The sequence below is a fragment of the Rhodococcus sp. NPDC057529 genome, assembly GCF_042802055.1.
Lineage (GTDB): Bacteria > Actinomycetota > Actinomycetes > Mycobacteriales > Mycobacteriaceae > Rhodococcus_F.
Window position 1 is genome coordinate 55,591 of sequence record NZ_JBHVEY010000019.1, and the last position, 26,852, is coordinate 82,442.

Consider the following 26,852-nt stretch of genomic DNA (forward strand, 5'->3'; position numbering starts at 1 on the left):
ACGACATGTCTTACGGGGGAAATTGCGCACAGCGGCCGTGACGGCCGCGACCGTGATGTCCCTCTGTCTCGGCGGCACCGTCGCGGCCGCCGATCCGGTCGTCGACACCGGTCGTGCGCTCGCTGCGGTGGCGGCGCCGAACGGTTCGAAACTCGACCACGTCACCGTGATCGATCCGAGACATTTGACGCTGCACGTCTTCTCGGCGTCGATGCAGCGCGTCGTGCCGGTGTACGTGCAGCGGCCCGCCGATACGAGCGCGCCGCGGCCGACGCTGTACTTCCTCGACGGCCAGATCCGCCGGGAGAAGACCGATGTCGAAGAGTTTCTGGCCGACCAGAACGTCAACGTCGTCAGCCCGTCCGGCGGCGAGAACGCGTATTGGACGGACTGGAAGAGCCCCGACCCGGTCATGGGGGTGAACAAGTGGAAGACCTTTATGACTCAGGAACTTCCGCCGGTCGTCGACGCGGCCCTCGGAACCAACGGAGTCAACGCGCTCGCCGGCATGTCCCGGGTCGGCACCGCGGCACTGCAGTTGGCGATCGCCGCCCCCGGCCTGTTCCGTGGTGTCGCCGCCTACAGCGGTTGCGCTCTGACCAGTGATCCGCTCGGTCAGTTGCTCATCAAGATCACCATGGACAACTACGGTTACGGCGACCCGGCCAACATGTACGGCGAGCCGGACGATCCGGCGTGGTCGGCGAACGACCCGTACGTGCATGCTGCCGAACTACGCGGCACGGAGCTGTTCCTCTCCAACGGCAACGGTCTGCCGGGGCGTTACGAGACTCTCGACGGCCCCGGGATCGACGGGAACGTCGGGGTGCTCGCGCGGCAGATCTACGCGGGTGGTCCGATCGAGGCGGTGACCAACTACTGCACGCATCGATTCACGGATCGCTTGGGAGAACTGGGAATACCTGCAACTGCGAGTTTCCGTAACTCGGGGACACACTCGTGGGGGTACTGGCAGGACGACCTTCACGATTCCTGGCCGGTGCTGGCTCGGGCGCTGGGAGTGTGAGCGAAGTTCCTCCGGTGTTTCCCGGCGGCGAGGTCACCGACGACCTGGAGATCACCCGGTCGCTCGTCGTCCCGGCCGCCGAGTTGCAGTGGCGGTTCTCCCGTGCCGGTGGTCCCGGCGGCCAGGGAGTGAACACCACCGACTCGCGGGTGGAACTCCGGGTGAACCTCTGGACGTTGTCGACCCTGTCTCCCGCCCAGCTCGACCGCATGCAGGTTCGGCTGGGACACAGGATAGTTGACGGTGTGGTCAGCGTGACGGCGTCCGAAACCCGTTCGCAACTGCGCAATCGGCGTGCGGCACGGGCCCGGATGGCGGCGCTGCTGCGTGCGGCCGTGCTGGCCGAAACGCGGACCCGGCGCCCGACCAAGGCGACCAAGGGCTCACACCGGCGAAGACTCGACGCCAAGAAGCAACGCGGCCAGACCAAGAACTTGCGGAGGAAGCCGGACATGTAGGTGGTTTCACGCACCGGGAAATGGGGAACTTCCCGGATGTGTTGCCCCCTCGTGTGTCGGAAGATGAGTACGGAAGCGCCGTCACGGATGACCGGAGACGGCGAGGTCGGGGGATCGAGGGCGGCATGAGTGTGCTTGACGAGGAATTACATTCGGCGGCGACGGCCGCCGCGGCGGGGGATCGCGGGGCCGTGCAGCGGGTGACGGCCACGCTGTGGCCGCAGGTGGTGCGGTATTGCCGTACCCGCGTGGGGAATTCCACGACGGTCACGCGGCCCGCAGACGAGGTGGCGCAGCAGGCGTTGCTCGCGGTGGCGCGGCAGCTTCCGTCCCTCGCCCGCAGTGACCATCCGGTCCGTGAGGTGTACCGCGTCGTGAGCCGGACCGTTGCGGACGCGCAGGGCGGATCCGGAAGCCCTGACCTCCCGGCGGAGGTGGCTCGATTGCTGCACGGACTCGATCCCACCGCACGGGAGATCGTGCTGCTGCGGGTCATCGACGGACTGTCCGCGCACGACACCGCGGGCGTCCTCGGTCTCCCGGTGGGCCGTGTTCTGGTCGTGCAGCACGAGGCGCTGCGAGCCCTGCGGGCGAAGGTGGCCTGATCGCGTCAGGTCCGGCCGGAGAGTACGCAGAACTCGTTGCCCTCCGGATCGGCGAGCACCACCCAACTCTGCTCGCCCTGACCGACATCCGCGTGCCGGGCGCCGAGTGCGAGTAGCCGTTCGACCTCGGCCTGCTGATCGTCGGGCCGGAAGTCGAGGTGGAGCCGGTTCGGGATCTGCTTGCGGTCCGGAACGGCGACGAACAGGATCTCCGGGTGGCTGTCCGCCCGGGGCCGGATGTGGACGTCGCCGTCGGCGTCGGTCACGGCGCCCCAGCCCAGGGCCTCGGCCCACCAGCGTCCGAGGGCTGTCGGATCGACGGCGTTGACCACCACGGCTTCCCATTGCAGGCCCATGCGTCAACGGTACCGGGGAGCGGTGGACGGCCGTCGCCGATTCACGGCAGCGTCGGATCGATCGGTTCGACGCCGAGGCGTTCGGAGTACTGCTCGTTGAGTGTGCGCCAGCCGTAGTTCATCGCGTCGGCGCCGACGATCGGTCCGATCGGATTGCCGTCGAGCAGGGCCTCGGCGACGTCCAGGCACATGTGCCACCCGGCGGCCGTCATCGCCGCGGTGCGCTGGTCGTCGAGGGTGTGGCGCAGGGTCAGTCGCGTTCCCTCTCCGGTCTCCTCGATCGTCCACAGCAGTACGTCGTCACCCCAGGCGTGTTCGAGAACGTGCGGTGCCTCGGCCCGTGTCACGGTGCCGTCGAGTTCCGTGTGGTCCGGTCCGTCGACCATGGTCAGGGTGGCGGGACCGACCGTGCCGAGGTTCCGGTCCGCGGTGTACGGCGCCCACTGCGGCAGTTCTCCGGGGTCGGTGAGCGCGGTCCACAGCGCTGCAGGCGAGTGTGTGAACTCACGGACGAAGGTCAATGCCCATCGGGTGCCGTCGGGTCGTGCTTCGGCGTGCCGGAGTGGGCTGGGGCGGTAGTCGCGTCGTGCGTCCGACTCGGTCATGACGAATTCTCCTTCGAATCGAGGTGCTGCCCGAGGGCGTCGAGGTGGTGTGTCCACAGCCGGCGGTAGGGCTGCAACCACCGTTCGAACTCGTCGAACGGTTCGCGGTCGAGACTGTAGATGCGCTGCTGGGCGGCGGTGCGGCAGGTGACGAATCCGGCTTGTCGCAGCACCCGCAGGTGTTTGGACACGGTCGGCTGGGGCAGCGAGAGTTGGTCGACGAGTTCGCCGACGCAGGCGTGGCCGTCCCGCAGCCGTTCGAGGATTCTGCGCCTCTGCGGTTCGGCGACCACGGTGAACACGTCCGGTGCCATGACCTCGAGTATTCCTCTATGCGTATATACGCGTCAAGGAATATGCACGTCCGGTTGCGGGATGAAGGCGATCGACAGCAGGGACCGGACGAACTCGCGCAACGCCTGCTCGTCGGACGTGTCCACGATTCCCTCCGTGATGACGAGGGAACCGACGATCCGGAACGCCCACTCGGAGATGGCGGCGGGGCTCACGCCGGACAGTTGCCCGGGCGTGAACAGGCGCTGGAAGTGGGGGGTCAGCAGTTGCGCCCCGAGTTCGATCATCGGCTTCGCCTTCACCGTGAACCACGGGAGTACCACCTCGGGGTCGTCGCGCAATCCCTTCTGCAGCAACCGGTGTCGGCGTGCGTACTGGACGGCGAACACGACGGCGTCGACGAATCGCACCTGGAGTTGGCGCTGCCGTCCCCGCAGTATGGGGTCGAGGACGACGAAGAAGCGCGAGATCTCCCGCTGGAAGAGGGCCTCGAGGATGGCGGACTGGTCGCCGACGTGTTTGTAGAGCGTGGGCCGCGACAGTCCCGCTCGCTCGGCGATGACCGCATGGAGTCGGGTGCTGTAGCCGAGTTCGATCAGGCACTGTTCGGCCGCGTCGAGGATTCGTTCCCGGAGTTCACTCGGGGTCGGTGTCGTCGGCCGCGTCCTCACGGCCTGATTGTGCTGGTCGGGTGGGGTGGGCGCAAACCGGAAGGTGCAAATGTGAACTCGAGTTACAGACAACCATTGACCTGGATCGCACCCGGGTTTACGTTTTACCTATAAACGGCAATGAGATGGGATCGCTCTCGACGAAGGGATCAGCGATGTCTCGGCGTTCACACACGATCGATCGGGAGGAAGTCGCCGGCAGGCTCCTCACGGGTTCCGTCAAGCGTTCGTACGCTCCCGTCGTCGACATCGACTGGGACGCGCCGCTCGAGGACGGCAAGTACTTCCTGCCGCCGCAGGTCCTGTCCCTGTGGGGAACGGAGATGTGGGACGGGATGAGCGAGGCGCAGCGCATCGAACTGTCCCGGCAGGAATCGGCGAACATCCTCAGCGTCGGAATCTGGTTCGAGAACATCCTCAACCAGGCCCTGCTGCGCGCGCTGCTGCACAACGATCCGAGTTCACTGCACACCCGGTACATGCTCACCGAGATGGGCGACGAGTGCAGGCACATGACGATGTTCGGCCGCGCCATCGAGCAGATGGGCGCCAAGCCCTTCCAGCTCCGGTGGTACCAGGCCGTCGTGGTCAACGTGCTGCCCAAGACGTTTCGCGGAACGATGCTCTGGGTGGCCGCTCTGATCGGCGAGGAGATCTTCGACGCCACGCAGCGGCGCGTCCTCGAAGACCCGCAGTTGCAGCCGATGATCTCCCGGCTGATGCGGATCCACGTCACCGAGGAGTCCCGGCACATCCGCTTCGCCCGCGAGGGGGTGCGACGCCGCGTCGCGGAAGGCCACCGGATCGACCGGCTGTGGGTCGGCACGCTGCAGGGGATCGGCGGCCCGCTGTTCCAGCGGCTGTTCACCAACCCGGCCATGTACGAGCGGGCCGGACTGGATCCGAAGGAGGCGCGTCGACAGGCGCTGGCAAATCCGAACTTTCGCGAGAATCAGCGCCGCGGATTCGCATCGCTGGCCGCGTTCCTCGAGGAGAACGGCCTGATGCGGGCGACCTCCCGTGCGTTGTGGCGGCGCGGGGGATTCCTGTGACCGACCGATCCGCCGAAGTGGACGTCCTCGTCGTCGGTACCGGATTCGCGGGATTGTGCATGGCGATCAAGCTGAAGGAGGCGGGGCAGGAGAACTTCGTCGTCCTCGAGAAGGCCGATCGCGTGGGCGGAACGTGGCGGGAGAACACGTATCCGGGATGCGGGTGCGACGTGATGTCGCTGATGTACTCGTTCTCCTTCGCGCCCAACCGGAAATGGACCCGGATGTACGCGCGGCAGCCCGAGATTCTCGACTACATCGAGCGCGTGGTCCTCGACTACGACCTGGCACCCCACATCCGGTTCGGCGCCGAGGTGATCTCCTACGACTTCGACGAGACCACGGACCGGTGGCGGGTCGAGACCCGCGCGGGTTCCGTGTTCCACCCGCGGATCGTCGTCGCGGGCCCGGGGCCGCTGCACAAACCCAGCGTTCCCGTGTTCGCCGGACGAGAATCGTTTCGGGGAACGACATTCCACTCCGCAGAATGGGATCACTCGGTCGACCTGACGGGTAAGCGGGTCGCGGTCGTCGGCACGGGGGCCAGTGCCGTGCAGTTCGTGCCCGAGGTCGCGAAGACGGCCGCACACGTCGACGTCTTCCAGCGGACACCGCACTGGATCCTGCCGAAGCTGGACCGTCCGATCACCGCCGGCGAGAAGGCGGTGTTCAAGACTGTGCCCGGCGCGCAGAAGGTCTACCGCCACGCGATCTACTGGAGCCACGAATCGCTGATCGCCGGGTTCCTGCACCCACGACTGATGACGGCGCTGGAATCGGCCGCCCGGGGACTGTTGCGAAGGCAGGTGCACGACCCCGCCCTGCGCGCAGCCCTGACCCCCGGTTACACGATCGGGTGCAAGCGAATCCTGGTGTCCAGCAACTACTACCCGGCCCTGCAACGGGAGAATGTCGACCTCGTCACGTCGGGCATCTCGGAGGTCACCGAGCGCGGGGTCCGCACCGAGGACGGACAGATGCACGACGCGGACGTCATCGTCTACGGCACGGGATTCGCGGTCGGCGACCGATTCGAGAACGAGCACATCGTGGGTCGTCGCGGGCTGACGATCCAGCGGGCCTGGCGCGACGGCATGGAGGCGTACCTCGGGGTCGCGGTGACGGGTTTCCCGAACTTCTTCCTCATGATGGGGCCGAACTCCGGAGGCGGCAATCAGTCGATCGTCTTCGTCATCGAGGCCCAGGCGCACTACATCACCCGGTGCCTGGCGCTGATGAAGAAACGGGATGCGACGCGGATCGAGGTGCGGGCGGGCGCGCAGCGCGAATTCAACCGGGTGATCCACCGCAAACTCGAGGGCTCGGTGTGGAATTCGGGTGGCTGCGACAGCTGGTACCTCGATTCCACCGGCCACAACCGGGCGGCGTGGCCGGGTTCGAGCGCATCGTACTGGCGGCGCCTGCGTACCCCCGACGACCGGCACTTCGAGCTGAGTTCGCTCACCGAACGCGAGGTCGACACCGAGTACCGGGGGCCGGGCGTGCTCACGTCCGGCGACCTGACCGTGGCCGTCGAGGTCTTCCTGAACGGTCACCTCGAACCGCTGGACGGTCTGTACCACTGGTACGGACGCGTCGTCGGCGACGGCGTCGACGCGGCCGAGCAGCGCAACCGCACCCCGCTGTTCCTCACGATCGGCGACGGTCCCGAGGTGCCCGCCGTCCTCGCCGAGCGCGACCCGTGGGGCCACTTCCGGATCGCGGGGGTCGGGGCGCCCCCGTTCCCGCTGGCACCGGTCGACGTCGAGGTGCCCGTCTCCGCGGCCAAACTCGCGTCGGCGGAATAGGCTGGAAGCGAATCGGACTCGAGCGGGAAGGGTGCTGATGCGCGACGTGCTGGCAGACCTGATGGCGGTGTGGACGGCGGGCGGAACGGCGGGCGTCGGAACGGTGGTCCGCACGTTCCGCTCCGCACCGCGGCCGGCGGGGGCGTCCATGGTCGTGGCACCCGACGGCAGCGCGTCCGGTTCGGTGTCGGGCGGATGCGTCGAGGGGGCGGTCTACGAACTCGCGACCGAGGTCGCGGCGACAGGGACGCCGGTGCTGCAGCGGTACGGGATCAGCGACGAGAATGCGTTCGAGGTGGGTCTCACCTGCGGTGGAATCATCGACATCTTCGTCGAGCCCGTCTCGCGGGACAATTTTCCGGAACTGGGTGAGATCGTCCGGGACATCGAGAACCACCGGCCGGTCGCGGTCGCCTCCGTCGTGGCGCATCCCGATGCCACGCGGGTGGGCCGCCGGCTGATCGTCCGGCCCGAGGACGTGAGCGGTGCCCTCGGTTCGGACCGCGCCGACTCCGCCGTCACCGACGACGCCCGGGGTCTCCTCGCGGCCGGCGGCAGCACCGTGCTGACGTACGGCACCGACGGTCAGCGTCGTGGCGAGGGGATGGAGGTGTTCGTCGCCAGCTATGCGCCGCGGCCGCGCATGCTCGTGTTCGGGGCCATCGACTTCGCCGCCGCGGTGGCGCGGCAGGGCGCCTTCATGGGATACCGGGTGACGGTCTGCGACGCCCGGCCGGTGTTCGCGACACACGCGCGGTTCCCGACCGCGGACGAGGTGGTGGTGGACTGGCCGCACCGGTACCTGGCCGGCCAGGCCGAGGCCGGTGCCATCGACGGCCGGACCGTGATCTGCGTACTCACCCACGACCCGAAGTTCGACGTCCCTCTCCTCGAGGCGGCGTTGCGCCTGCCGGACGTCGCGTTCATCGGTGCCATGGGATCACGCAGAACCGACCTGGACCGGCGCGAACGACTCCGCGAGGCAGGTCTGACCGACGCCGAACTCGACCGTTTGTCGAGCCCCATCGGCCTGGACATCGGCGCCCGCACCCCGGAGGAGACGGCGGTGTCCATCGCCGCCGAGATCATCGCCTGCCGGTGGGGTGGCACGGGGCGCCCGCTGGCGGAGTCGAGCGGCCGGATCCACCACGAGGAACCGGTGGATTCCCTCGTCGAATAGGGCGGTTCACCGGGGTTGACGGACCACCGGTTCTTGCGCAGGCTGAAAGGATCCACATTTGTGAGGTAGGTCACAATGCAAGTACCAGGATCCTTCGAATACGAGCGTGCAACGGGTGTCGACGACGCGATCGCCCTACTCGACCGGCTGGGCGACGAAGCCCGCCTCGTGGCAGGCGGCCACAGCCTGCTCCCCATGATGAAACTTCGCCTCGCCAATCCCGAGTACCTCATCGACATCAACGACCTCGAGGGCGAACTCGGATACATCACGACCGAGCGGTCGAGGCTGCGGATCGGTGCGATGACCCGGCACCGCCGGCTCCTCGAATCCGACGAACTCGCGGCGGCGTTCCCCCTCTTCCGCGACGCGGAGAAGGTGATTGCAGACCCGGTGGTCCGCAACCGCGGAACCATCGGCGGATCGCTGTGCCAGGCGGATCCGGCCGAGGACCTCGCGACGGTCTGCGGTGTCCTCGGCGCCACGTGCGTGGTGCAGGGACCGGGCGGGCGCCGCGAGATCCCCGTGTCCGAGTTCCTCGTCGGACCGTACGAGACGGCGCTCGCGCACAACGAGATGCTCATCGAGATCGTGATACCCGTCCACGGCCACAGCTCCAGCGCCTACGCCAAGGTCGAACGGCGAACCGGCGATTGGGCGGTCACCGCGGCCGGCGCGGCCGTCACGGTGGAGGGCGGCGAGATCGCCCGGGTCGGGGTCGGCCTGACCGCGGTCGACCCCGACCCCTCCGGACTCGCTGACATCGCCGACTACCTGACCGGACGCCCCCCGTCCGAGGAGGCGTTCGCCCAGGCCGGGCGGATGGCCGCGCAGGTCTGCTCGCCGGTCGGCGACGCCCGCGGCACCGTCGACTACAAACGTCATCTCGCATCCGAACTCACGATCCGCACACTCCGAACAGCGGTCGACCGGGTGCTCCGCAGCGACGTGGAGCACGAGCCGACCGGAGAAGAGGCATAGCCATGCAGGTGAACATGACCGTCAACGGTGAAGCAGTGACCGCCGAGGTGGAACCGCGCATGCTGCTCGTCCACTTCCTCCGCGACCAACTGGGTCTGACCGGGACCCACTGGGGCTGCGACACCAGCAACTGCGGCACGTGCGTCGTCACCGTGGACGGCGATCCGGTGAAGTCGTGCACGATGCTCGCCGCGATGGCCGGCGGGCACGACGTCCGCACGGTCGAGGGCCTCGAACACGACGGCGAACTCGATCCCGTCCAGCAGGGCTTCATGCAGTGTCACGGACTGCAGTGCGGGTTCTGCACGCCCGGCATGATGATGACGGCGCGGGCCCTGCTCGACCGCGAGGAGAGCCCGGACGAGGCCACCATCCGGGAAGCGATTTCCGGGCAGATCTGCCGCTGCACCGGGTACACGACGATCGTGCGCTCGATCCAGTGGGCGGCGGACCACCGGGCCGGTGAAGCCGCCGAGCCCGAACCGGCGGGCGACTTCGACGCGGACGTCCAGGAGGACACGACGCGGGGCGCCGAGGGCACGCCGAAGACCGTCGAAGAGCATGTGGGAAGTGCGTCATGACCACCGTCGAATCGCGTCCGCCCTCGGGCGACGCCGTTGTGGACAACGACAAGAAACCGTGCGGCCACGGTCGCATGCTCCGCAAGGAGGACCCCCGCTTCATCCGGGGGCTCGGAAACTACGTCGACGACATCACCCTCCCCGGCATGCTGCACCTGGCTATCCTGCGGTCGCCGGTCGCGCACGCGCGGATCGTGAGCATCGATACCACTGCGGCGCAGGAACTTCCGAAGGTGACGGCGGTGGTGACTGGCGCGGACCTGGCCGCGAAGAACCTCGCGTGGATGCCGACGCTGTCCAACGATGTGCAGGCCGTGCTGGCCACCGACAAGGTGCGCTTCCAGGGCCAGGAGGTCGCGTTCGTCATCGCCGAGGACCGCTATTCGGCCCGGGACGCGCTGGAATTGATCGACGTCGAATACGACATGCTCGATCCCGTCGTCGACGCCCGCGCGGCGCTGTCGCCCGATGCGCCGGTGATCCGCGACGACCTCGAGGGCAAGACGGACAATCACTGCTTCGACTGGGAGACAGGCGATGCCGCCGCGACCGAGGCCGTGTTCGCGAAGGCGGACGTCGTGGTGAAGCAGGAGATCGTCTACCCCCGGGTGCATCCGGCGCCGATGGAGACGTGTGGTGCCATCGCCGACGTCGACCGGGTGTCCGGCAAGCTCACCCTCTACACCACCTCCCAGGCCCCGCACGCGCACCGGACGGTCTACGCCCTCGTCTCGGGAATCCCGGAGCACAAGATCCGGGTGGTGTCCCCGGACATCGGCGGCGGATTCGGCAACAAGGTGCCGATCTACCCGGGATACGTGTGCGCGATCGTCGCGTCGCTCGTGACGGGCAAACCGGTGAAGTGGATGGAGGATCGCAGCGAGAACCTGATGAGCACCGGGTTCGCCCGCGACTACATCATGGTCGGTGAGATCGCGGCCACCGCGGAGGGCAAGATGCTCGCGATCCGCACGAAGGTGCTGGCCGATCACGGGGCGTTCAACGGCACCGCGGCCCCAGTGAAGTATCCGGCGGGGTTCTTCGGCGTGTTCACCGGCAGCTACGACATCGAGGCCGCGCACTGCGCGATGACGGCGGTCTACACGAACAAGGCGCCCGGCGGGGTGGCGTACGCCTGCTCGTTCCGCATCACCGAGGCCGTGTATCTGGTCGAGCGGCTCGTCGACTGCCTGGCATTCGACCTGAAGATGGATCCGGCCGAACTGCGGCTGAAGAATCTGCTGAGGCCGGAACAGTTCCCGTACACCAGCAAGACCGGGTGGGTGTACGACTCGGGCGACTACGAGACCACCATGCGCAAGGCCATGGACATGATCGGCTACGACCACCTGCGGGAGGAGCAGAAGGAACGCCGCGACCGTGGTGAGCTGATGGGAATCGGCATGGCGTTCTTCACCGAGGCCGTCGGTGCCGGGCCCCGCAAGGACATGGACATCCTGGGTCTGGGCATGGCCGACGGGTGCGAACTGCGGGTCCATCCCACGGGGAAGGCCGTCGTCCGGTTGTCGGTGCAGACCCAGGGGCAGGGTCACGAGACGACGTTCGCGCAGATCGTGGCGGAGGAACTCGGCATCCCGCCGGACGACATCGACGTCGTGCACGGCGACACCGACAACACGCCGTTCGGGCTCGGCACGTACGGCAGCAGGTCGACGCCGGTGTCCGGGGCGGCGGCCGCGCTGGTCGCCCGCAAGGTGCGGGACAAGGCGAAGATCATCGCGTCCGGGATGCTCGAGGCCTCGGTCGCGGATCTGGAATGGGAGAAGGGCGAATTCCATGTGAAGGGTGACCCGTCGGCGAAGGTGACCATCCAGGACATCGCGATGCGGGCACACGGCGCAGGCGACCTGCCGGAGGGCATCGAAGGCGGACTCGACGCGCAGATCTGTTACAACCCCGAGAATCTGACGTACCCGTACGGCGCGTACTTCTGCGTCGTCGACGTCGATCCCGGCACCGCCGTGGTGAAGGTGCGGCGGTTCCTCGCCGTCGACGACTGCGGCACGCGCATCAACCCGATGATCATCGAGGGGCAGGTCCACGGCGGCATCGTCGACGGCATCGGCATGGCGCTGATGGAGATCATCGAATTCGACGAGGACGGCAACTGCCTCGGCGGGTCGCTCATGGACTACCTGATCCCCACCGCGCTCGAGGTGCCGAAACTCGAGACCGGCTTCACCGTCACCCCGTCGCCGCATCACCCGATCGGCGCCAAGGGCATCGGCGAATCGGCGACGGTCGGATCGCCCGCGGCCGTGGTGAACGCGGTGGTGGACGCGCTCGCCCCGTTCGGGGTGCGGCACGCCGACATGCCGCTCACCCCGTCCCGGGTGTGGGAGGCTATGCAGGGCCGCGCGACACCTCCGATCTGAGTGTCGCCCCGTCGGCTGCGAGGAGGCCCGATGGATCTGAAAGAGCGTGCGGCGCAACTGGCGCGCGACCGCAGGCCGTTCGTCCACGCGACGGTGGTGCGGGCGCAGCCGCCGACGTCCAGTCACACCGGGGACGAGGCGATCCTCCTGCAGGACGGGACGATCGAGGGTTTCGTCGGCGGGCAGTGCGCGCAGAACTCGGTGCGCACGGCCGCGCTGGGGGTGCTGGAGCGCAACGAGAGCGTGCTGCTGCGGGTCCTCCCCGACGGGGCCGTGCAGTTCCCGGAGACCCCGGGCGCGGCCGTCGTGGTGAATCCGTGCCTGTCCGGCGGTGCCATGGAGATCTTCCTGGAGCCGCAGGTGCCGCCGCCGCTTGTCAGGATCTGCGGCACCACACCGATCGCGCAGTGTCTGGCGGGAATCGCGGAACTGCTGGGGTACACCGTCGAGCACGACGACGCCGGGCAGTTCGCCGGCACCACGGCCGTGGTGCTCGCCGGCCACGGCGGACCCGAAGCGGAGGTCATCCGCGCGGCGCTCGACGCCGGCGTCGGGTACGTCGGGCTCGTCGCCAGCCGGACCCGCGGGGGAGCCATCCTCGACACCCTGGGTCTCACCGAGGCCGAGCGGGCGCGGGTGCACACCCCGGTCGGACTCGACATCGGGGCGCGGACGTCGGCGGAGATCGCCGTGTCGATCGCGGCCGAGTTGGTGCAGCAGCTGCGGAGAGCGGGACTGCGGGCGCCGGAGGACGATTCAATCCCGCGGGCGGTGGCGGAGGCGGTCGATCCGGTGTGCGGGATGCGCGTCGTCGTGGGTCCGGGCACCGTCCACCTCCGGCGCGACGGCCACGACTTCTGGTTCTGCGGGCAGGGGTGCCGGGCGTCGTTCGCGCAGGAGACGGGAGCGGTATGACGGAGGGGTTCGAGGATGTGGCGGACGTGGTCCGGCGGTTCGACGCCGAGGACTATCTCCTGGACCTCGGAACCGCGTCGGCGCTGTACCTCGGGGCGGTCCTGCGCCGTCCGCTGCTGCTCGAAGGCGAACCCGGAGTCGGCAAGACCACCGCGGCGAAGGCCCTGGCGACCGTCCTCGGCGCGCCCCTGATCCGGTTGCAGTGTTACGAGGGCCTCACCGCGAACGAGGCGCTCTACGACTGGAACTACCAGCGGCAGCTGCTCACCATCCGGCTGGCCGAATCGAGGGGCGACGGCCTCACCGAGGACGACCTGTTCACCGAGGAGTTCCTGCTGGAACGTCCGATCCTGCACTGTGTGAGATACCGGGGACCGACCCCGCCCGTGCTGTTGATCGACGAAATCGACCGGGCCGACGACGAGTTCGAGGCCCTGCTCCTCGAATTCCTGGGGGAGGCGTCGGTGACCGTTCCCGAACTGGGAACGTTCACGGCCGAACATCATCCCGTCGTCGTGCTGACGTCCAACCGCAGCCGCGACCTTCACGACGCGCTGCGCAGGCGGTGTCTGTACCACTGGATCGACTACCCGGAGCCGGCGCGGGCGGCCGCGATCGTGCGCCGCACGGTGTCCGCGGCGTCCGAACTCCTCATCGAGCACGCCACCCGATTCGTCGGCCGCGCCCGCGAACTCGATCTCGACAAGCCCCCCGGAATCGCGGAGGCGATCGACTGGGTGTCCGCGCTCGCGGCGCTGGGTGTGGCCGATCTGGTTCGCGAAGACGCGATCTCGAGCCTGAGTGCGCTCGCGAAGACCCCGGACGACCGCACAATGGTTCAGGACGCATTCGTCGACTACGCGAGCGGCCTGGCCACCGGATGAGAGGGTTCCGCCATGAAGATCGCCAACGAGTTCACCGTCAGCGCCCCGATCGAGCAGGCGTGGGAGGTGCTCAGCGACCTCGAGGAGGTCGCCCCCCTGCTGCCCGGCGCGCAGATGACCGGGCGGGAGGGCGACGACTACCTGGGGAAGGTGAAGGTCAAGGTCGGCCCGGTGACGAGTGAATTCAAGGGCAAGGCCACGTTCGTCGAGCGTGATGCGCAGGAGCACCGCGCCGTGATCGACGCCCGCGGGCGGGACTCGCGTGGGTCCGGCAACGCGTCGGCGACGATCATCGCCCAGTTGCACGAAGCGGGCGACGGCACCCGCGTCACCGTGGACACGGACATGAAGATCGTCGGCAAACTGGCGCAGTTCGGCAGCGGGATGATCCAGCAGGTGTCGGAGAAACTCATGGGGCAGTTCGCGGAATCGCTGGAAGCGAAACTCTCCGGAGGGCCTGCCGACCAGCCCGCGGCCGAACCCGAATCAGTGGGTGCCGCCACCGACTCCGCCGGCACCACGACGCTGTCCGTGGCACGGCCCGCCGCCGAACCGGCGCCGCTGGACCTGCTGGCGCTGTCCGGTGCGGGTGCGTGGAAACGGTACGCCCCGATCCTTGCTGCCGTCCTCGCGGGAATCGTGGTCGTCCTCGTGGTGGGCCGCCGCAGGCGATGACCGCGTCGGGCATCCTGCGGGGTGTCGATCTCGCCGCGTTCGCCGTGGCACTCGTCGCCCGGTTGCGGGCCCGCGGCGTCGTCGTCTCGGCGAGCGGCCCAGGGGTGTTCGTGCAGGCGCTGCACCTGTCGCCGCCGGGTTCACGTTCGCGGCTGTACTGGTCGGCGCGTCTGACGCTCGTCAACCGCGTCGACGACCTCGCGTCGTTCGACGCGGTGTTCGCCGCGGTCTTCGAGGACGCGCTGCTGTCGGTGGACCCGCATGCGCGGCGCACCGCCGCCGGGCGGGAGTCGGCCCTCGCCGCCATCCGCGACGGCCGCGACCGGCCCGGCGACGCGCAGGACGTCGAGGGCGTGCCGTGGATGACCCGACCGCTGATGACCGGCGGCGTCGACAACGCCGAGGACGGCCTTCACGACGCGCTCACCGCGGTGCCGGACACACTGCCCAGCAGGCTCGTGGCCCGCGCCGACGAACCCTTCGCCCGATTCGACGCCGGCGACCTCCGGCTCCTCGGAGCCTGGCTGGAACAGGCCACCGCGGCGTGGCCGTCCCGCCGCACCCGGCGTCGCGAAGTGCATCGCCGCGGCAGGCGTATCGACCTGCGGGCCACCATGAACCGGTCGAGGGCGACGGGCTGGGAGCCGGTGGTCCTCGCGCGGAGCCGCGCCCGGAACCGTCCGCGCCGCATCGTCATGCTGTGCGACGTGAGCAGGTCGATGCAGCCGTACGCCGCGATCTACCTCCATCTGATGCGGGCGGCGGTGCAACGGCAGACCGCGGGCAGGCCGGAGGTGTTCGCGTTCTCCACGTCGCTGACGAGGCTGACCCCCGTGCTCGCCCACCGCAGCGCCGAGACCGCGGTCCGCAGGGCGAACGAGAAGGTGGTCGACAGATTCGGGGGCACCCACATCGCGGGCAGCGTCAGTGAACTACTCGCCTCCCCGCACGGCAACGCGCTGCGCGGCGCACTCGTCGTCATCGCGTCCGACGGCTGGGACAGCGACGACCCGGAGCACCTGGCACACGCCCTCACCCGGGTGCGTCGCCGCGCCCATCGCCTGGTGTGGCTCAACCCCCGCGCCGGTGACCCCGGCTTCCGGCCGCTCGCCGGTTCGATGGCCGCCGCGCTGCCGTTCTGCGACGCCTTCCTGCCCGCGCATTCGCTGTCCGCGCTGCGCGACGTGCTGGACGTGATCGGCCGCCTCGGCTGAGCGGGTGGCCCGACTCCACCCCCAGGGTGCCTGGCAGTCGTGGCGTCCTTCCCGGATGCTCGAACGACGGTGCTGCACACCGTGCTTCAGCTCACAGGAGGAACAATGTCGACTACCAGAACTTCCGCCAGGATCGTGGCGGCCATCGGGGCGATCCTCGCGGCCCTCTCGATCTCGCTGGTGGGAACCGCCGAATTCGCCGGCGCCAGACCCTGCCAGAACGATTGTCACGCACCCGTTCCCAAACCTCCGGTCGACGGCTGCCAACTCTGCAATCCCAACCCCCCACCCCCTCCGCCGCCCCCGCCCCCGCCGCCCCGGTAGGGAAGAGCTCGGTATGCGAGACACGCGCCTCGGCCGCACGGTCGGGGCGCGTGTCGTGTTGCGGTCACATGCCGGGTCGTTGATCCGCGGGACGGGATGACAGATGATCGATCGGGGGCCGATCGAGTGTCGTACCGACCAGAAGAGGCGAATGCCGTGGCCAGGCTCAGTTCACTGAATGTCGGGTTGCCCCGGGACGTGTCCTGGCGGGGGCGGACGGTCTACACCGGCGTATGGAAGCGCCGCGTGGACGGCCCACGGACGGTCCGGAGACTCAACATCGACGGTGACGGCCAGGGCGACCTCGGGGGACACGGTGGTGAGATCCGCGCCGTGCTCGTCTATCAGAACGAGTCGTACCGCCACTGGCGTGAATACCTCCGCCGTGACGATCTCGAACCCGGGCATTTCGGGGAGAACTTCACCGTCGACGGTCTGCCCGACGACGAGGTCTGCATCGGTGATCGCTACCGGATCGGAACCGCGGTCTTCGAGGTCACCCAGCCCCGCGTGACGTGCTACCGGGTGGGTATGCGCATGAACGAACCGCAGATGGCGGCGTTGCTCGTGTCCCACCGCAGGCCAGGCTTCTACCTCCGGGTGATCGAGGAAGGAGAGGTCGAGGCCGGGCAGGACATCGTGAAGGTCGCCGCGGGCCCGGAAGCGGTGCCCGTCGCGGAGATCGACGCGCTCCTGTACCTGCCCGGCCACCCACGCGACGCACTCGAACGAGCGTTGCGGATCCCGGCGCTGAGCCCCGGGTGGAAGGAGTCGCTGCAGAGCATTCTGGACCGAGCAGATTCGGGTGCCGGCGGAAACGTCGGGCTGACGAAGACCGCAGGCAGCCCGCCGCCGGCGTGGCCCGGCTTCCGCTCGCTCACGGTGACCGGGATTCACGAGGAGAGCCGCCGCGTCCTGTCGCTGTCGTTGGCCGCACCCGACGGCTCGGCGTTGCCGTCCTGGCAGGCGGGGCAGTCGATCACAGTGCGCCTGCACCCCGACGACGTGCAGGGCCCGGTGATCCGCAGCTATTCGCTGTCCAACCGACCCGGCGCCACCGACTACCGGATCAGTGTGAAACGGGAACCGCACGGCGTCGCAGGCAGATACATCCATTCGCGTGTGCGCCCCGGTGACACCCTCGAGGTGGCGGCCCCGCGAGGGACATTCGTCCTGGACGGCGAGGCGAGGCCGGTGGTGCTCGTGTCCGCGGGCGTGGGGGTCACACCTCTGCTGTCGATGTTGTACGCACTCGTGGAAGCGGGTTCGCCGCGGCAGGTGTGGTGGGTCCACGGTGCCCGTGACGGATCCGAGCATCCCTTCGCCGAGGAGAGCCGCGACCTCCTGGACCGATTGCCGGGCAGTCGTTCGCACATCGCCTACAGCAGGCCTGCCGAAACCGACAGCAGGGGCGCCGACTACACCACGGCAGGCCGGCTCACGGGGGAACTGATCGCGAGTCTCGGCCTGCCCGCGGACGCGGATGCCTATCTGTGCGGGCCCGCATCGTTCATGGCCGATGTCGGGTCCGCGCTCGCCGCCGACGGACTCGACCCCGCGCGGATTCACATCGAAACGTTCGGTGCCGAGGGGGCTCTCAATCCCGGTGTGGTTCAGGTTTCTTCGCGGGCACCCCATCCGCCGCCCGGACCGCCGGGTGCAGGTCCGTCCGTCTCGTTCGCGCGCAGCGGGCTCACCGTGCCGTGGGATGCCGGGCGGGGAACCCTCCTCGACTTCGCCGAGGCGTGTGACGTGCCCACACGCTGGTCCTGTCGCACCGGCGTCTGTCACACCTGTGAAACGGTGCTGCTGTCCGGGGCCGTCGACTACGACCCGGAACCCATCGAACCGCCGGCGGACGGGAACACGCTCATCTGCTGCACCACACCGGCGGACGACGTGGTGCTGGACCTGTAGCGGTTCTGGACCTGTAGCGCCGACTAGTCCTCCGCGCCACCGGGATCCGACTCGCCCTCGGCCTCGTCGCGGTCCGCCCACTCCAGCAGCGGCTCGAGCGAGAACACGGCGTCGTCGATTCCCGCGTGCAGATCACCGAGTGTCGCGAAGCGCTCGGGAACGGTGGCGATCGTGAACTCGTGCGGGTCCACGTCGTCGATCTCGTCCCACGTCACCGGGGTGGACACCGTCGCGTCGGGCACTCCCCGCACCGAATACGCACTGGCGATGGTGTGGTCGCGGGCGTTCTGGTTGTAGTCGACGAACAACTTGCGCGGGTCCCGGTCCTTCCGCCACCAGGTGGTGGTCACGTCCTTCGGTGCCCTGCGCTCCACCTCGCGGGCGAACGCCAGCGCGGCCCGCCGGACGTCGCCGAATCCCCAGTCGGGCCGGATCCGAACGTAGACGTGCATGCCGCTGCCGCCGGACGTCTTCGGCCATCCCGTCGCACCCAGTTCGTCGAGCACCTCGTGCACCACCCCGGCGACGCGCCGCACCGTGTCGAACCCGCACTCGGGCATCGGGTCGAGGTCGATCCGCCACTCGTCGGGACGTTCGACGTCCGCGCGGCGCGAGTTCCACGGATGGAACTCGACCGTCGACATCTGCACCGCCCAGATCACGTCCGCCGGGTGCGTGACGCACAGTTCGTCGGCGTGGCGGTTGTACCGCGGAAACGTCACGCGGACCGTCTGCACCCAGTCCGGCGCACCGTGCGGCAACCGCTTCTGGTGCACCTTCTCGCCGCTCAGGCCGTCCGGGAAGCGGTGCATCATGCAGGGGCGTTCGCGCAATGCGCGCACGATCCCGTCGCCGACGCTCAGGTAGTAGTTCGCGAGGTCCAGTTTCGTGGCGCCGGTGGCGGGGAAGTAGACGCGCTCCGGGTGCGAGATCCGCACGGTCCGGTCGCCGACCTCCAGTTCGACAGCGGGTGACTTGTCCTTGCCGGTCGCCATGCAGCCAACCTAACCCGCCGCAGATCGGGCCCGCGCGGTTTCGCGGCCATCCTCGTCGCGCCGTTGCACAGCGATTGGCCGGATGCGGGCGCAATTGCGTGGGAATCCGGCAAATCCGTGTGCACCTGTGGGCGCGAGGTCAGAACCCCGGGGCCCGGCCGCCGTTCCACAGTTGTTCGGTGACGTCGTGGAAACAGACGAGGGTCACCGGGTCGTCCTGCCGGCGGAGGATGGGCCTGCTGACGAGGGCGCGGACCCGGGATCCGTCCTGATGTGCCAGGTCGACCGGGGTGGTCGCCGACTCACGGAGGTGTTCGACCGCGGCGGCGCCCGTCGACGTCTCGTCCAGTTCGAGGAGTTCGGACACCGGACGCCCGCGCAGCGACGCGACGGGGTGCCCCAGCATCCTCTCGAACGCACTGTTCACGTGGACGACCGTGCCGTCGTCCTCGACCGCCAAGACGGGAACCGGCAGGCGCTCGAGCAGGACGAGGGCGGGTAGCTGCTCGAGGTAGCCCAATGGGGTGTCCGGGATCGGGCGACGTCTCTCCTCATGATCTGCCTCTGCGCTCACAGCTCTATACTCTCACCGATTCCGACCGCTCGTCCCGTTGTCGCCGCAGACGGCGATTCCTCGGAGGACATTCGGATTCTTCGGAGGACGATTCAGCGGTATGCGGACTCGATCATCGGTTCGGTCGCGAGTACCTTGCCGTCGCCGCCGACGATGGTCAGGGCGGACGGGGTGAGCCGGTACTCGGTGCCGCCGTCGCCGGTGGCGACGAAGCCGGAACCGCTGGGGCTCGGGTCGTCGACGGAGATCGCGGCGCCGTCGCTGATGCGTACGCCCTGGTAGTAGTAGCGTCCCACACCCGTCTCGCAGACCACGACCAGAGACTTGGTGGTGCGACCGATGAACACCGCCGGGTTGGTGTAGTTGCATCGTGCATCGGACGGGGGCAGGAAGCCCTGCCGATCGGCGCCCGACACCTCGCCGACGATCGGCGGCGCGGGCGGCGTCGTCGTTCTTGTCGTCGGCCTCGGCGGAGTCACGGCAGGCGGGACCGTCGCCGGAGCCGCCCTCGTGGTCGAGACGGGGACGTCCTCCGTGACCGGGACGCGGACCTGGCTGCTGCCGGCCGCGGCGACCGAGGGGTTGTCGGGATTGTTCCTGTCCAGCACGAGCCATCCGACCACCCCGGCGAGTGCGAGCAGCGCGATCACCAACACGGTCACCGTCACCGGGACGGCCACCGACCGACGCGCAGGCGGCGGGGCGGTGTAGGGAGTGGGCGGGTAATAGGGCGGAGGCGGGGCGGCCGGACCACCGTGGAACGCGGTCGGCGGGTAGACGGGCGGACGCCCGCGGTCGTCGACCCGGGTCGGCTCGGACCGCATGCCCGGCGACGGTTCCGGGCGGGTCGCGATATCGGTTTCGGTCTTCCGCTCGCGAGCGGACAACGCGGAGCGGGCCGCCGCCGCGAAATCGCCTGCCGTCCGGTACCGATCGCGGGGATCCTTCGCCAGACCCCGGGCGATCACCTCGTCGAACGTCGCGGGCACGTCGGGCCGGATCGAGCTGGGGCTGGGCACGGGCGTCGTGAGGTGCGCGCGGATCGCGCTGCTGATGCTGTTGGACGGGAACGGAATGGATCCCGTGAGGCATTCGTAGAGGACACATGCCAGCGAATAGACGTCCGCGCGGGCATCGACCGGTGCGTTGTCGAACCGCTCGGGCGCCATGTACGCGTAGGAGCCGACAGCACTGCCGAGGGTGGTCAGACGGAGATCGGAACTCGAGTGCGCGATACCGAAGTCGACGAGGTACGCGAATTCACCGGCCGTGACGAGGATGTTCTCCGGCTTGACGTCGCGGTGGATGAGACCGTCGGCGTGCGCGGCGTCGAGCGCCGCCGCGATCTGGTCGACGACCGCGACCGCGTGTGCGGGGCTCATCGGCCCACGCGAGCGGAGCAGCGCCCGCAGATCCTGCCCGACGACCAGACGCATGTCGATGTAGAGCACGCCGTCGATCTCGCCCCAGTCGTGGATGGGGATGACGTGCGGCTCCTGCAGCCGGGCCGCGGCATGCGATTCGCGGCGGAACCGCTGCTGGTAGGTGGGGTCTTTCGCGAGGTCGACGTCGAGGATCTTGAGTGCGACGGTGCGATCCTTGGTGGTGTCGTACGCCTCGTACACCTCACCCATTCCGCCGCGGCCGAGCAGAACCCGGAGATGGTAGTGCCCGAACTGCGAGCCGACCCGTGTACCTGCCGCCATTCCGCATCCCCTCCAAGCCGGAATCAGCACGATACACGTGGTCGGCGCGCTGTCCGGTCCGGGGTGACGAATTCGTTTCCTGCAGTAAGAGATCTGGGCTCAGTCGAGCACGGCCAGTTCGGGAACGGGGACGACGAATCTGCCACCCCAGTCGCGGATGTACGACATGTCGCGAATCACCTCGTCCCGCAGGTTCCACGGGAGGATCAAGAGGTAGTCGGGGCGGGTATCTCGGATGTGCTCGGGCGCGTAAATGGGAAGGTGGGTTCCCGGCAGGAACCTGCCCTGCTTGTGGGGGCTCCGGTCGACGGTGTAGTCGAGCAGGTCGTCTCGGATCCCGCAGTAGTTGAGCAGGGTGTTGCCCTTGGCAGGCGCGCCGTAGGCGGCGGTCGACAGTCCGCGATTGCGTGCATCGATGAGGAATTCGAGCAATGCTCGTTTGGTGCGCTTCACCCGCTCCGGGAATGCGGTGTAGCCCTCGGGAAGGTGGAGACCCGCGGCCTGTTCGAGCTCGCCCAGTTCTCGCAGGCGCCGGGACGTGATGTGACGGGGATACTCGGCGTGACAGGCGTAGATCCGGAGGGACCCACCGTGGGTGGGGAGTTGTTCGACGTCGAACAGCCGCAGACCGTGGGCCGCGAACACGCGTGTGACGGTCAGCAGCGAGAAGTAGGAGAAGTGCTCGTGGTAGATCGTGTCGAACTGGTTGTGCTCGATCAGCTGGAGCAGGTGAGGGAACTCCATGGTGATCACACCGTCCGCTGCGAGCACGGTCGCCATTCCGGCGACGAAGTCGTTCAGGTCGGGGACGTGTGCCAGGACGTTGTTACCGATCAGGAGGTCTGCTCGGATGTCCTCTCCGACGAGTTTGCTCGCCATCGAGGTTCCGAAAAACCCTACCCGGGTGTCTATCCCGCGCCGGATCGCGACCTCGGCCACGTTCTCGGCCGGCTCGATGCCGAGGGACGGGATGCCGGACTCCACGAAGTACTGGAGCAGATATCCGTCGTTGCTGGCGATCTCGACGACCTGCTTCGAACTGTCGAGGTGGAACCGTGCGGTCGTGTCCTGGACATACGCATGGGCATGATCGAGCCAGCTCTGCGAATACGACGAGAAGTAGAGATAGTCGGTGAAGATGAACTCGGCCGATTCGAACTCGGCGAGCTGGACCAGAAGGCACTTCGAGCACACGTACGCATGCAACGGGTAGAACACTTCTCGTCGATCCAGTTGATCGGCGGCAAGATACGAGTTGGCGAGCGGCGACATCCCGAGATCGCAGAACGACTGCTCCAGAGGGGTGCCGCAGTGCCTACAGGGAGTACTCATGATCGTCCCCCTCGCCGCCCAGTCCGTCGTTCCAGATCTTCCAGGGGGCCTTGTCGTTGTCCCAGAGTTCGTTGAGGTAGATCTTGTCCCACAACGTGTCCATCCCGCGCCAGAAGCCGGGGTGCTGATACGCGGACAGTTCACCGTCGGTCGAAAGCCGCTCCAGCGGAGCCCCTTCGAAGACGGTGTCGTCGCCGTCGATGTAATCGAGGACGGACGGTTGGGCCACGAAGAATCCACCGTTCACCCAGCCGCTGCTGCCCCGGGGCTTCTCCTCGAACTGCACCCGGTCGTCCTCCATCCGCAGTGCGCCGTAGCGGCCGGGCGGCTGGACGGCGGTGACCGTCGCGATCGAACCGGACTCCCGATGGAACTCGGCGACCCGGCGGATGTCCACGTCGGTGACACCGTCTCCGTACGTGAAGGAGAAGACGTCGTCGCCGATGTGCTCCTTGGCCCGCAGCAGGCGTCCACCGGTCATGGTGGAGGCGCCCGTGTCGAGCAGGGTGACGGTCCACGGCTCGGTCTTGGACGAGAGCGTCTTGGTCGTGTCGGTGGCCAGATCGATCGTCACGTCGGACATGTGCAGGAAGTAGTTGGCGAAGTACTCCTTGATCATGTAGCCCTTGTAGCCGAGCAGGATGATGAATTCGGTGACCCCGGCTTGGCCGTATATCTTCATGATGTGCCAGAGGATCGGTCGCCCACCGATCTCGACCATGGGCTTGGGCCGGCTCTGCGATTCCTCGCTGATTCGAGTGCCCCGCCCACCGGCGAGAATGACGGCCTTCATGAGAGTTCCTTACGTAGTCGAAGAATGGTGTGTAGTACGTCGCACACCCGGTCGACCTGCGCTTCGGTCAACACGAGCGCCGACGGCAGATTGATCGAGCGCGAAGCGATGTCGTATGCGATTTTGTTTCGCCGCGCCGCAGTCGTCGCGGTGTGGTATTGCGAGAAGGCGGGCAGTGAACTCAATGGCGGCAGGAAGGGGCGAGTATCCACCGAATGCAGATCGAACAGCTCCATCATTCGGCGGGCACGCAGGCGATAGTCCGGGTGGAGAACGGCGGTGACCATCCAGAATGTGTTCGTGAGGCCGTCCCGCCGGTGATTGAGCTCCAAGCCGGGAACGTCCGCGAGACGTTCCTCGTACCATTCGAAGATCTGCCGCTTCTTGTCCAGGAGCTCATCGATGCGGGCCAGCTGGGCACGTCCGAACGCGGCCTGCAGACTGCTCATCTTGTATTTGAAACCCAGCTCCTCGGTGGTGAAGAACCGGTGGTCCGCCGGTGTGCGACCGTGGTCGCGCAACCGGTGGATCCGTTCCGCGAGGTCGCTCCGATCCGTCACGACCAGTCCACCCTCACCGGTCGTCAACGTCTTCGTGCCGTGGAAGCTGAACGTTCCGATATCGCCCAGCGTGCCGGCGAATCGCCCGTCCAGCTTTCCGCCGATGGCCTGGGCGGCGTCCTCGATGATCGGAATGCCGGCGGCGACGGACCGGACGGCGGCCATGTCCGGTATCCCGCCGTACAGGTCCACCGTGACGATGGCCGCGGTCCGGGAGGTGACACACCGTGCGAGCGATTCGGGAGACAGGCACCAGGTGTCTGCGTCGATGTCGGCGAAGACGGGGGTCGCGCCGACATAGGTGACCGGCGCCGCCGTCGCCACCCACGTCGATTCCGGCACGATCACCTCGTCGCCGGGACCCAGACCGAGAGCGAGCATCGCGAGATGCAACGCGGACGTGCAGTGCGGCACGGCCGCGGCGAATTCGGTGCCGAGGTAGTCGGCGAACTCGGTCTCGAAGAGGCCGACCGATTCGCCGGCGTGGGTGTACCAGTCGTTCGCTGCCGCCTCGGCGACGTACCGGACCTCGAGATCGGTCACCCACGGACCGGCTACCGGGATGCGGTCCTGCTCGCGCCCTGCGGCCCGCTCTTCGACGGCCGGGACCGTCCTCGGCTCGATCATGTTGCCACCCAGCGCAGATCGGCGTCGAGCCGACCCCGGTCGAGGTGCTGCTGGATGGTCCTCAGCCGGAAGAATCGCGGTCCTTCGAAGCGCTCCGCGGTCATGGCGCCGTCGGAATACGCCACCCACAACTCCTCGATTCCCTGGCGAAGAGTCCACTGGGGGCGGTAACCCGGCAGCTCCCTCTCGATCTTGGAGAAGTCGACGCGGTAGTCACGGATGTCGGGCATGGCACCCTCGGAATGTCCGACAACGCAATCGGGCACGACCTCGGCGACGAGTCGCGCGACGTCGAGAATCTGATAGTTCTCGCCGACCCGCCCGACGTTGAAAGCCTGATCGTGGACGACGTGTCTCGGCGCTGCGAGCACTCGAGCGAATGCGTGCGCGATGTCGAGGACATGGACGAGTGGCCGCCACGGCGTGCCATCGCTCTGCAGCAGCACCTTGCCCGTGGTCATCGCGTGCCCGAGCAGGTTGTTGACGACGACGTCCGCACGCAGCCGGCGTGAGAAGCCGTACGCCGTCGCGTTCCGCAGATACACCGGCGAGAAGTCGTCGTCCGCGAGCAGGGACAATTCCTGCTCGACGCGCACCTTCGACTCCCCGTACGGCGTCACGGGGTTGAACGCCGCCCCTTCGTCCAACTCGAGATCACTGCCGGCGCCGTACAGGCTGCAGGAGGACGAGAAGACGAACCGGCCGACACCCGCCGCCTTGGCCGCCTTCGCGAGCCGGACGGATGCGGCGAGGTTGATGTCGTACGTCAGGCTCGGATCGATGTCGGACAGTGGATCGTTCGACAGCGCGGCGAGGTGGACGACGGCATCGAATCCTTCGAGATCCGCCGGGGTGACGTCTCGGACGTCGATGTTCAGCATCGGCAGCGGTTCGGGAGGCGCGAGGAAGTCGCAACCGTCGAAGTAGCCGGTGTCGAGGCCGACGACCTCGTGTCCGAGGCCGACGAGCAACGGAGTCATCTCGACGCCCAGGTAACCCAGGTGTCCGGTGACCAGAATTCTCATGGGTGATGATGTGCTGTCGGACATTTCACCGGCTCCTCGATGATCGCTCTACGTGACTTCGAGTACGGACGGGTCGAATACGAGGACGCCGTCGGTGCTGCCGCCCTCGTCGTACAGCGCGACGATCTCGTCGGGTACCCGTTCGTAGGTGTCGGCGCGCAGGTAGTCGCGGACGGAGGTGCCGGTCGAATGTGAATCGACGTTCGGGGGTCCCGCTTTCGCGATCAGATCGTCGAGGCTGATCGTGCGGAAATCGAAACTGAATCGGGCCTGACCGGTCGTGTTCGGCACCGTCGCGTGTAGTTGGGCGCCGGAGAACGACAAGATCGATCCGACTTCACCGACGATCCGGACCTCGCTGCCGGGATCCTGTCCGCTGAGCCGGGGGTGCGGCCGCGGGTCCTCCTTGATGTAGAGCGCGGCATCGCGGCGGGAGGAACGATTCCATTCGTAGGCATCGAACTGGGCGCTCGAATTGTCGGTCGGCCGCTGCCAGAATTCGGGGTGGAACGCCATGCAACTCTTGTCCGTCACGCCGAGGATCGGTGCCCACCAGTTGTTCTGGCACTGTGGTGAGGAATACCAGGTGTCGCGGTGCGGCGTGTAGTTGTATCCCAGACCTGCCGTGAGATAGGAGGCCGGCGGCACGGCGCGCAATTTGGGCACGTCGAAGTACGTCCGGGTGATGTCTGCTCCGAGGTCCACGAGTACGTTGCGCAGGAGTTCCTTGGAATGGGGATGGTGGGTGAAGCCGGTCTTCAGCGGCCCGAGGATGCGCACGTATTCTTCGACCGGCAGGTCGTCGTGCGCGGTCAGAGGATTGTGCGCACCGAAGGCGGCTTCGATCAACTCCCAGGCGAATTCACTGAAGGCGCGGATCGAGTCACGGGGCGGGAAGCAGAACACCTCGCCCGAGAAGATTCGCTCACGTCGGGCCTCGTCCGTGACGTCGGACTCGGTGGAAATAACGAATGCCATGGGTCTGTCCTCACATCTTGTCGATACTCGGTAACTGTCGGAGGCCGCGTCGAATGTCGCTCGACGGCATCGCCGTCCGCCGCCTGGTGTGCTGTGGCGCGGACGGGCAGGCAACCATCAGGGTCTCGCGCTTCGCTGTGAGCGCGGCATCCGATTTCGCCATAGTGTTGATCTCCCGCCCCGGCCCCCACCGGCCTACTTGCCTCGAAGGGGGCGTTGTCGGCTCGGGTTCCGATCAGACCAGTCTTCCACATTTGTGGACCAAAACAAACCTCTTCCCTGTTATTGGCAGACTCTTTGTTCCTGACTTTCTTTTCCG

26 protein-coding genes are annotated in these 26,852 nt (G+C 67.7%); 14 read left to right on the forward strand and 12 right to left on the reverse strand.

All coding sequences use genetic code 11. The features are described from left to right. Window positions 1–37: 37 nt before the first annotated feature. The 3 genes from ACFU5V_RS30905 to ACFU5V_RS30915 all read left to right on the forward strand — a co-directional run bounded on the left by ACFU5V_RS30905 (window position 38) and on the right by ACFU5V_RS30915 (window position 2,090). Window positions 38–1,027 carry an alpha/beta hydrolase gene (locus ACFU5V_RS30905; protein WP_378703794.1) on the forward strand — a complete coding sequence of 330 codons (990 nt, stop codon included), beginning with the start codon at window positions 38–40 and terminating at the stop codon, window positions 1,025–1,027. Then, complete coding sequence (gene arfB, locus ACFU5V_RS30910; RefSeq protein ID WP_378703657.1) at window positions 1,024–1,485, forward strand: alternative ribosome rescue aminoacyl-tRNA hydrolase ArfB; 462 nt, start codon at window positions 1,024–1,026, stop codon at window positions 1,483–1,485. The genes ACFU5V_RS30905 and arfB overlap by 4 nt, the downstream gene beginning before the upstream one ends. Before the next feature lie 125 nt (window positions 1,486–1,610). After that, a complete protein-coding gene (locus ACFU5V_RS30915; RefSeq protein WP_378429870.1) occupies window positions 1,611–2,090 on the forward strand; it encodes a sigma factor-like helix-turn-helix DNA-binding protein in 480 nt (159 codons plus the stop codon). A 5-nt stretch (window positions 2,091–2,095) separates the two neighbouring features. On the opposite strand, the gene ACFU5V_RS30920 is transcribed toward ACFU5V_RS30915, so the two are convergent. The 4 genes from ACFU5V_RS30920 to ACFU5V_RS30935 are packed head-to-tail and all read right to left on the reverse strand — an operon-like array spanning window position 2,096 to window position 4,016. Beyond that, window positions 2,096–2,446 (reverse strand): VOC family protein, encoded by a 351-nt coding sequence (locus tag ACFU5V_RS30920; RefSeq protein ID WP_378429869.1) that lies wholly within the window; start codon window positions 2,444–2,446, stop codon window positions 2,096–2,098. Window positions 2,447–2,487: 41 nt separating this feature from the next. Further along, window positions 2,488–3,051 (reverse strand): SRPBCC family protein, encoded by a 564-nt coding sequence (locus ACFU5V_RS30925; protein WP_378429868.1) that lies wholly within the window; start codon window positions 3,049–3,051, stop codon window positions 2,488–2,490. Beyond that, a complete protein-coding gene (locus ACFU5V_RS30930) occupies window positions 3,048–3,365 on the reverse strand; it encodes an ArsR/SmtB family transcription factor (protein ID WP_378703659.1) in 318 nt (105 codons plus the stop codon). The genes ACFU5V_RS30925 and ACFU5V_RS30930 overlap by 4 nt, the downstream gene beginning before the upstream one ends. A gap of 33 nt (window positions 3,366–3,398) precedes the next feature. Then, window positions 3,399–4,016, reverse strand: coding sequence for a TetR/AcrR family transcriptional regulator (locus tag ACFU5V_RS30935; protein WP_378703661.1), 618 nt, complete (start codon window positions 4,014–4,016; stop codon window positions 3,399–3,401). 125 nt (window positions 4,017–4,141) lie between these two features. On the opposite strand from ACFU5V_RS30935, the gene ACFU5V_RS30940 reads away from it, so the two are divergent. The 11 genes from ACFU5V_RS30940 to ACFU5V_RS30990 all read left to right on the forward strand — a co-directional run bounded on the left by ACFU5V_RS30940 (window position 4,142) and on the right by ACFU5V_RS30990 (window position 17,943). After that, window positions 4,142–5,068, forward strand: coding sequence for a diiron oxygenase (locus ACFU5V_RS30940; protein WP_378703663.1), 927 nt, complete (start codon window positions 4,142–4,144; stop codon window positions 5,066–5,068). Next, window positions 5,065–6,876, forward strand: coding sequence for a DUF4873 domain-containing protein (locus ACFU5V_RS30945; protein WP_378703665.1), 1,812 nt, complete (start codon window positions 5,065–5,067; stop codon window positions 6,874–6,876). Before ACFU5V_RS30940 ends, ACFU5V_RS30945 begins: the two co-directional genes overlap by 4 nt. Before the next feature lie 37 nt (window positions 6,877–6,913). Next, the gene (locus ACFU5V_RS30950) at window positions 6,914–8,056 is read left to right on the forward strand and encodes an XdhC family protein (protein WP_378703666.1); all 1,143 of its coding nucleotides are present in this window, start codon (window positions 6,914–6,916) and stop codon (window positions 8,054–8,056) included. A gap of 75 nt (window positions 8,057–8,131) precedes the next feature. Next, window positions 8,132–9,037 (forward strand): FAD binding domain-containing protein, encoded by a 906-nt coding sequence (locus ACFU5V_RS30955; RefSeq protein WP_378703668.1) that lies wholly within the window; start codon window positions 8,132–8,134, stop codon window positions 9,035–9,037. Between the two features lie 2 nt (window positions 9,038–9,039). Next, the gene (locus ACFU5V_RS30960; RefSeq protein WP_095863487.1) at window positions 9,040–9,618 is read left to right on the forward strand and encodes a (2Fe-2S)-binding protein; all 579 of its coding nucleotides are present in this window, start codon (window positions 9,040–9,042) and stop codon (window positions 9,616–9,618) included. Continuing rightward, entirely contained in the window at window positions 9,615–12,014 is a 2,400-nt protein-coding gene (locus ACFU5V_RS30965) for an aerobic carbon-monoxide dehydrogenase large subunit (RefSeq protein WP_378703670.1), read from the forward strand. The genes ACFU5V_RS30960 and ACFU5V_RS30965 overlap by 4 nt, the downstream gene beginning before the upstream one ends. Window positions 12,015–12,044: 30 nt before the next feature. Next, window positions 12,045–12,929, forward strand: coding sequence for an XdhC family protein (locus tag ACFU5V_RS30970; RefSeq protein ID WP_378703672.1), 885 nt, complete (start codon window positions 12,045–12,047; stop codon window positions 12,927–12,929). Next, window positions 12,926–13,813, forward strand: a complete 888-nt coding sequence (locus ACFU5V_RS30975; protein WP_378703673.1) for an AAA family ATPase — start codon at window positions 12,926–12,928, stop codon at window positions 13,811–13,813. Before ACFU5V_RS30970 ends, ACFU5V_RS30975 begins: the two co-directional genes overlap by 4 nt. Before the next feature lie 12 nt (window positions 13,814–13,825). After that, window positions 13,826–14,488, forward strand: coding sequence for an SRPBCC family protein (locus tag ACFU5V_RS30980; RefSeq protein ID WP_378703674.1), 663 nt, complete (start codon window positions 13,826–13,828; stop codon window positions 14,486–14,488). Further along, window positions 14,485–15,702 (forward strand): VWA domain-containing protein, encoded by a 1,218-nt coding sequence (locus tag ACFU5V_RS30985; protein WP_378703676.1) that lies wholly within the window; start codon window positions 14,485–14,487, stop codon window positions 15,700–15,702. Before ACFU5V_RS30980 ends, ACFU5V_RS30985 begins: the two co-directional genes overlap by 4 nt. Window positions 15,703–16,182: 480 nt before the next feature. Next, the gene (locus tag ACFU5V_RS30990; RefSeq protein ID WP_378703678.1) at window positions 16,183–17,943 is read left to right on the forward strand and encodes an MOSC domain-containing protein; all 1,761 of its coding nucleotides are present in this window, start codon (window positions 16,183–16,185) and stop codon (window positions 17,941–17,943) included. Window positions 17,944–17,966: 23 nt separating this feature from the next. On the opposite strand, the gene ligD is transcribed toward ACFU5V_RS30990, so the two are convergent. The 8 genes from ligD to ACFU5V_RS31030 form a co-directional block, all read right to left on the reverse strand. Then, on the reverse strand, window positions 17,967–18,938 hold the full coding sequence (ligD, locus tag ACFU5V_RS30995) for a non-homologous end-joining DNA ligase (RefSeq protein ID WP_378703679.1): 972 nt from the start codon (window positions 18,936–18,938) through the stop codon (window positions 17,967–17,969). Window positions 18,939–19,077: 139 nt separating this feature from the next. Next, window positions 19,078–19,512, reverse strand: coding sequence for a PAS domain S-box protein (locus tag ACFU5V_RS31000; RefSeq protein WP_378429857.1), 435 nt, complete (start codon window positions 19,510–19,512; stop codon window positions 19,078–19,080). 92 nt (window positions 19,513–19,604) lie between these two features. Next, a complete protein-coding gene (locus ACFU5V_RS31005) occupies window positions 19,605–21,218 on the reverse strand; it encodes a serine/threonine-protein kinase (protein WP_378703680.1) in 1,614 nt (537 codons plus the stop codon). A gap of 99 nt (window positions 21,219–21,317) precedes the next feature. Then, entirely contained in the window at window positions 21,318–22,550 is a 1,233-nt protein-coding gene (locus ACFU5V_RS31010) for a methyltransferase domain-containing protein (protein ID WP_378703682.1), read from the reverse strand. Further along, window positions 22,534–23,343: a glucose-1-phosphate cytidylyltransferase gene (rfbF, locus tag ACFU5V_RS31015; protein WP_378429854.1), complete on the reverse strand. Its 810-nt coding sequence runs from the start codon at window positions 23,341–23,343 to the stop codon at window positions 22,534–22,536. Before rfbF ends, ACFU5V_RS31010 begins: the two co-directional genes overlap by 17 nt. Continuing rightward, window positions 23,340–24,530: a DegT/DnrJ/EryC1/StrS family aminotransferase gene (locus ACFU5V_RS31020; protein WP_378703684.1), complete on the reverse strand. Its 1,191-nt coding sequence runs from the start codon at window positions 24,528–24,530 to the stop codon at window positions 23,340–23,342. Before ACFU5V_RS31020 ends, rfbF begins: the two co-directional genes overlap by 4 nt. Beyond that, window positions 24,527–25,579 carry an NAD-dependent epimerase/dehydratase family protein gene (locus tag ACFU5V_RS31025; protein WP_378703686.1) on the reverse strand — a complete coding sequence of 351 codons (1,053 nt, stop codon included), beginning with the start codon at window positions 25,577–25,579 and terminating at the stop codon, window positions 24,527–24,529. Before ACFU5V_RS31025 ends, ACFU5V_RS31020 begins: the two co-directional genes overlap by 4 nt. A gap of 24 nt (window positions 25,580–25,603) precedes the next feature. Beyond that, window positions 25,604–26,533 (reverse strand): hypothetical protein, encoded by a 930-nt coding sequence (locus ACFU5V_RS31030; RefSeq protein ID WP_378703688.1) that lies wholly within the window; start codon window positions 26,531–26,533, stop codon window positions 25,604–25,606. Window positions 26,534–26,852: the final 319 nt, after the last annotated feature.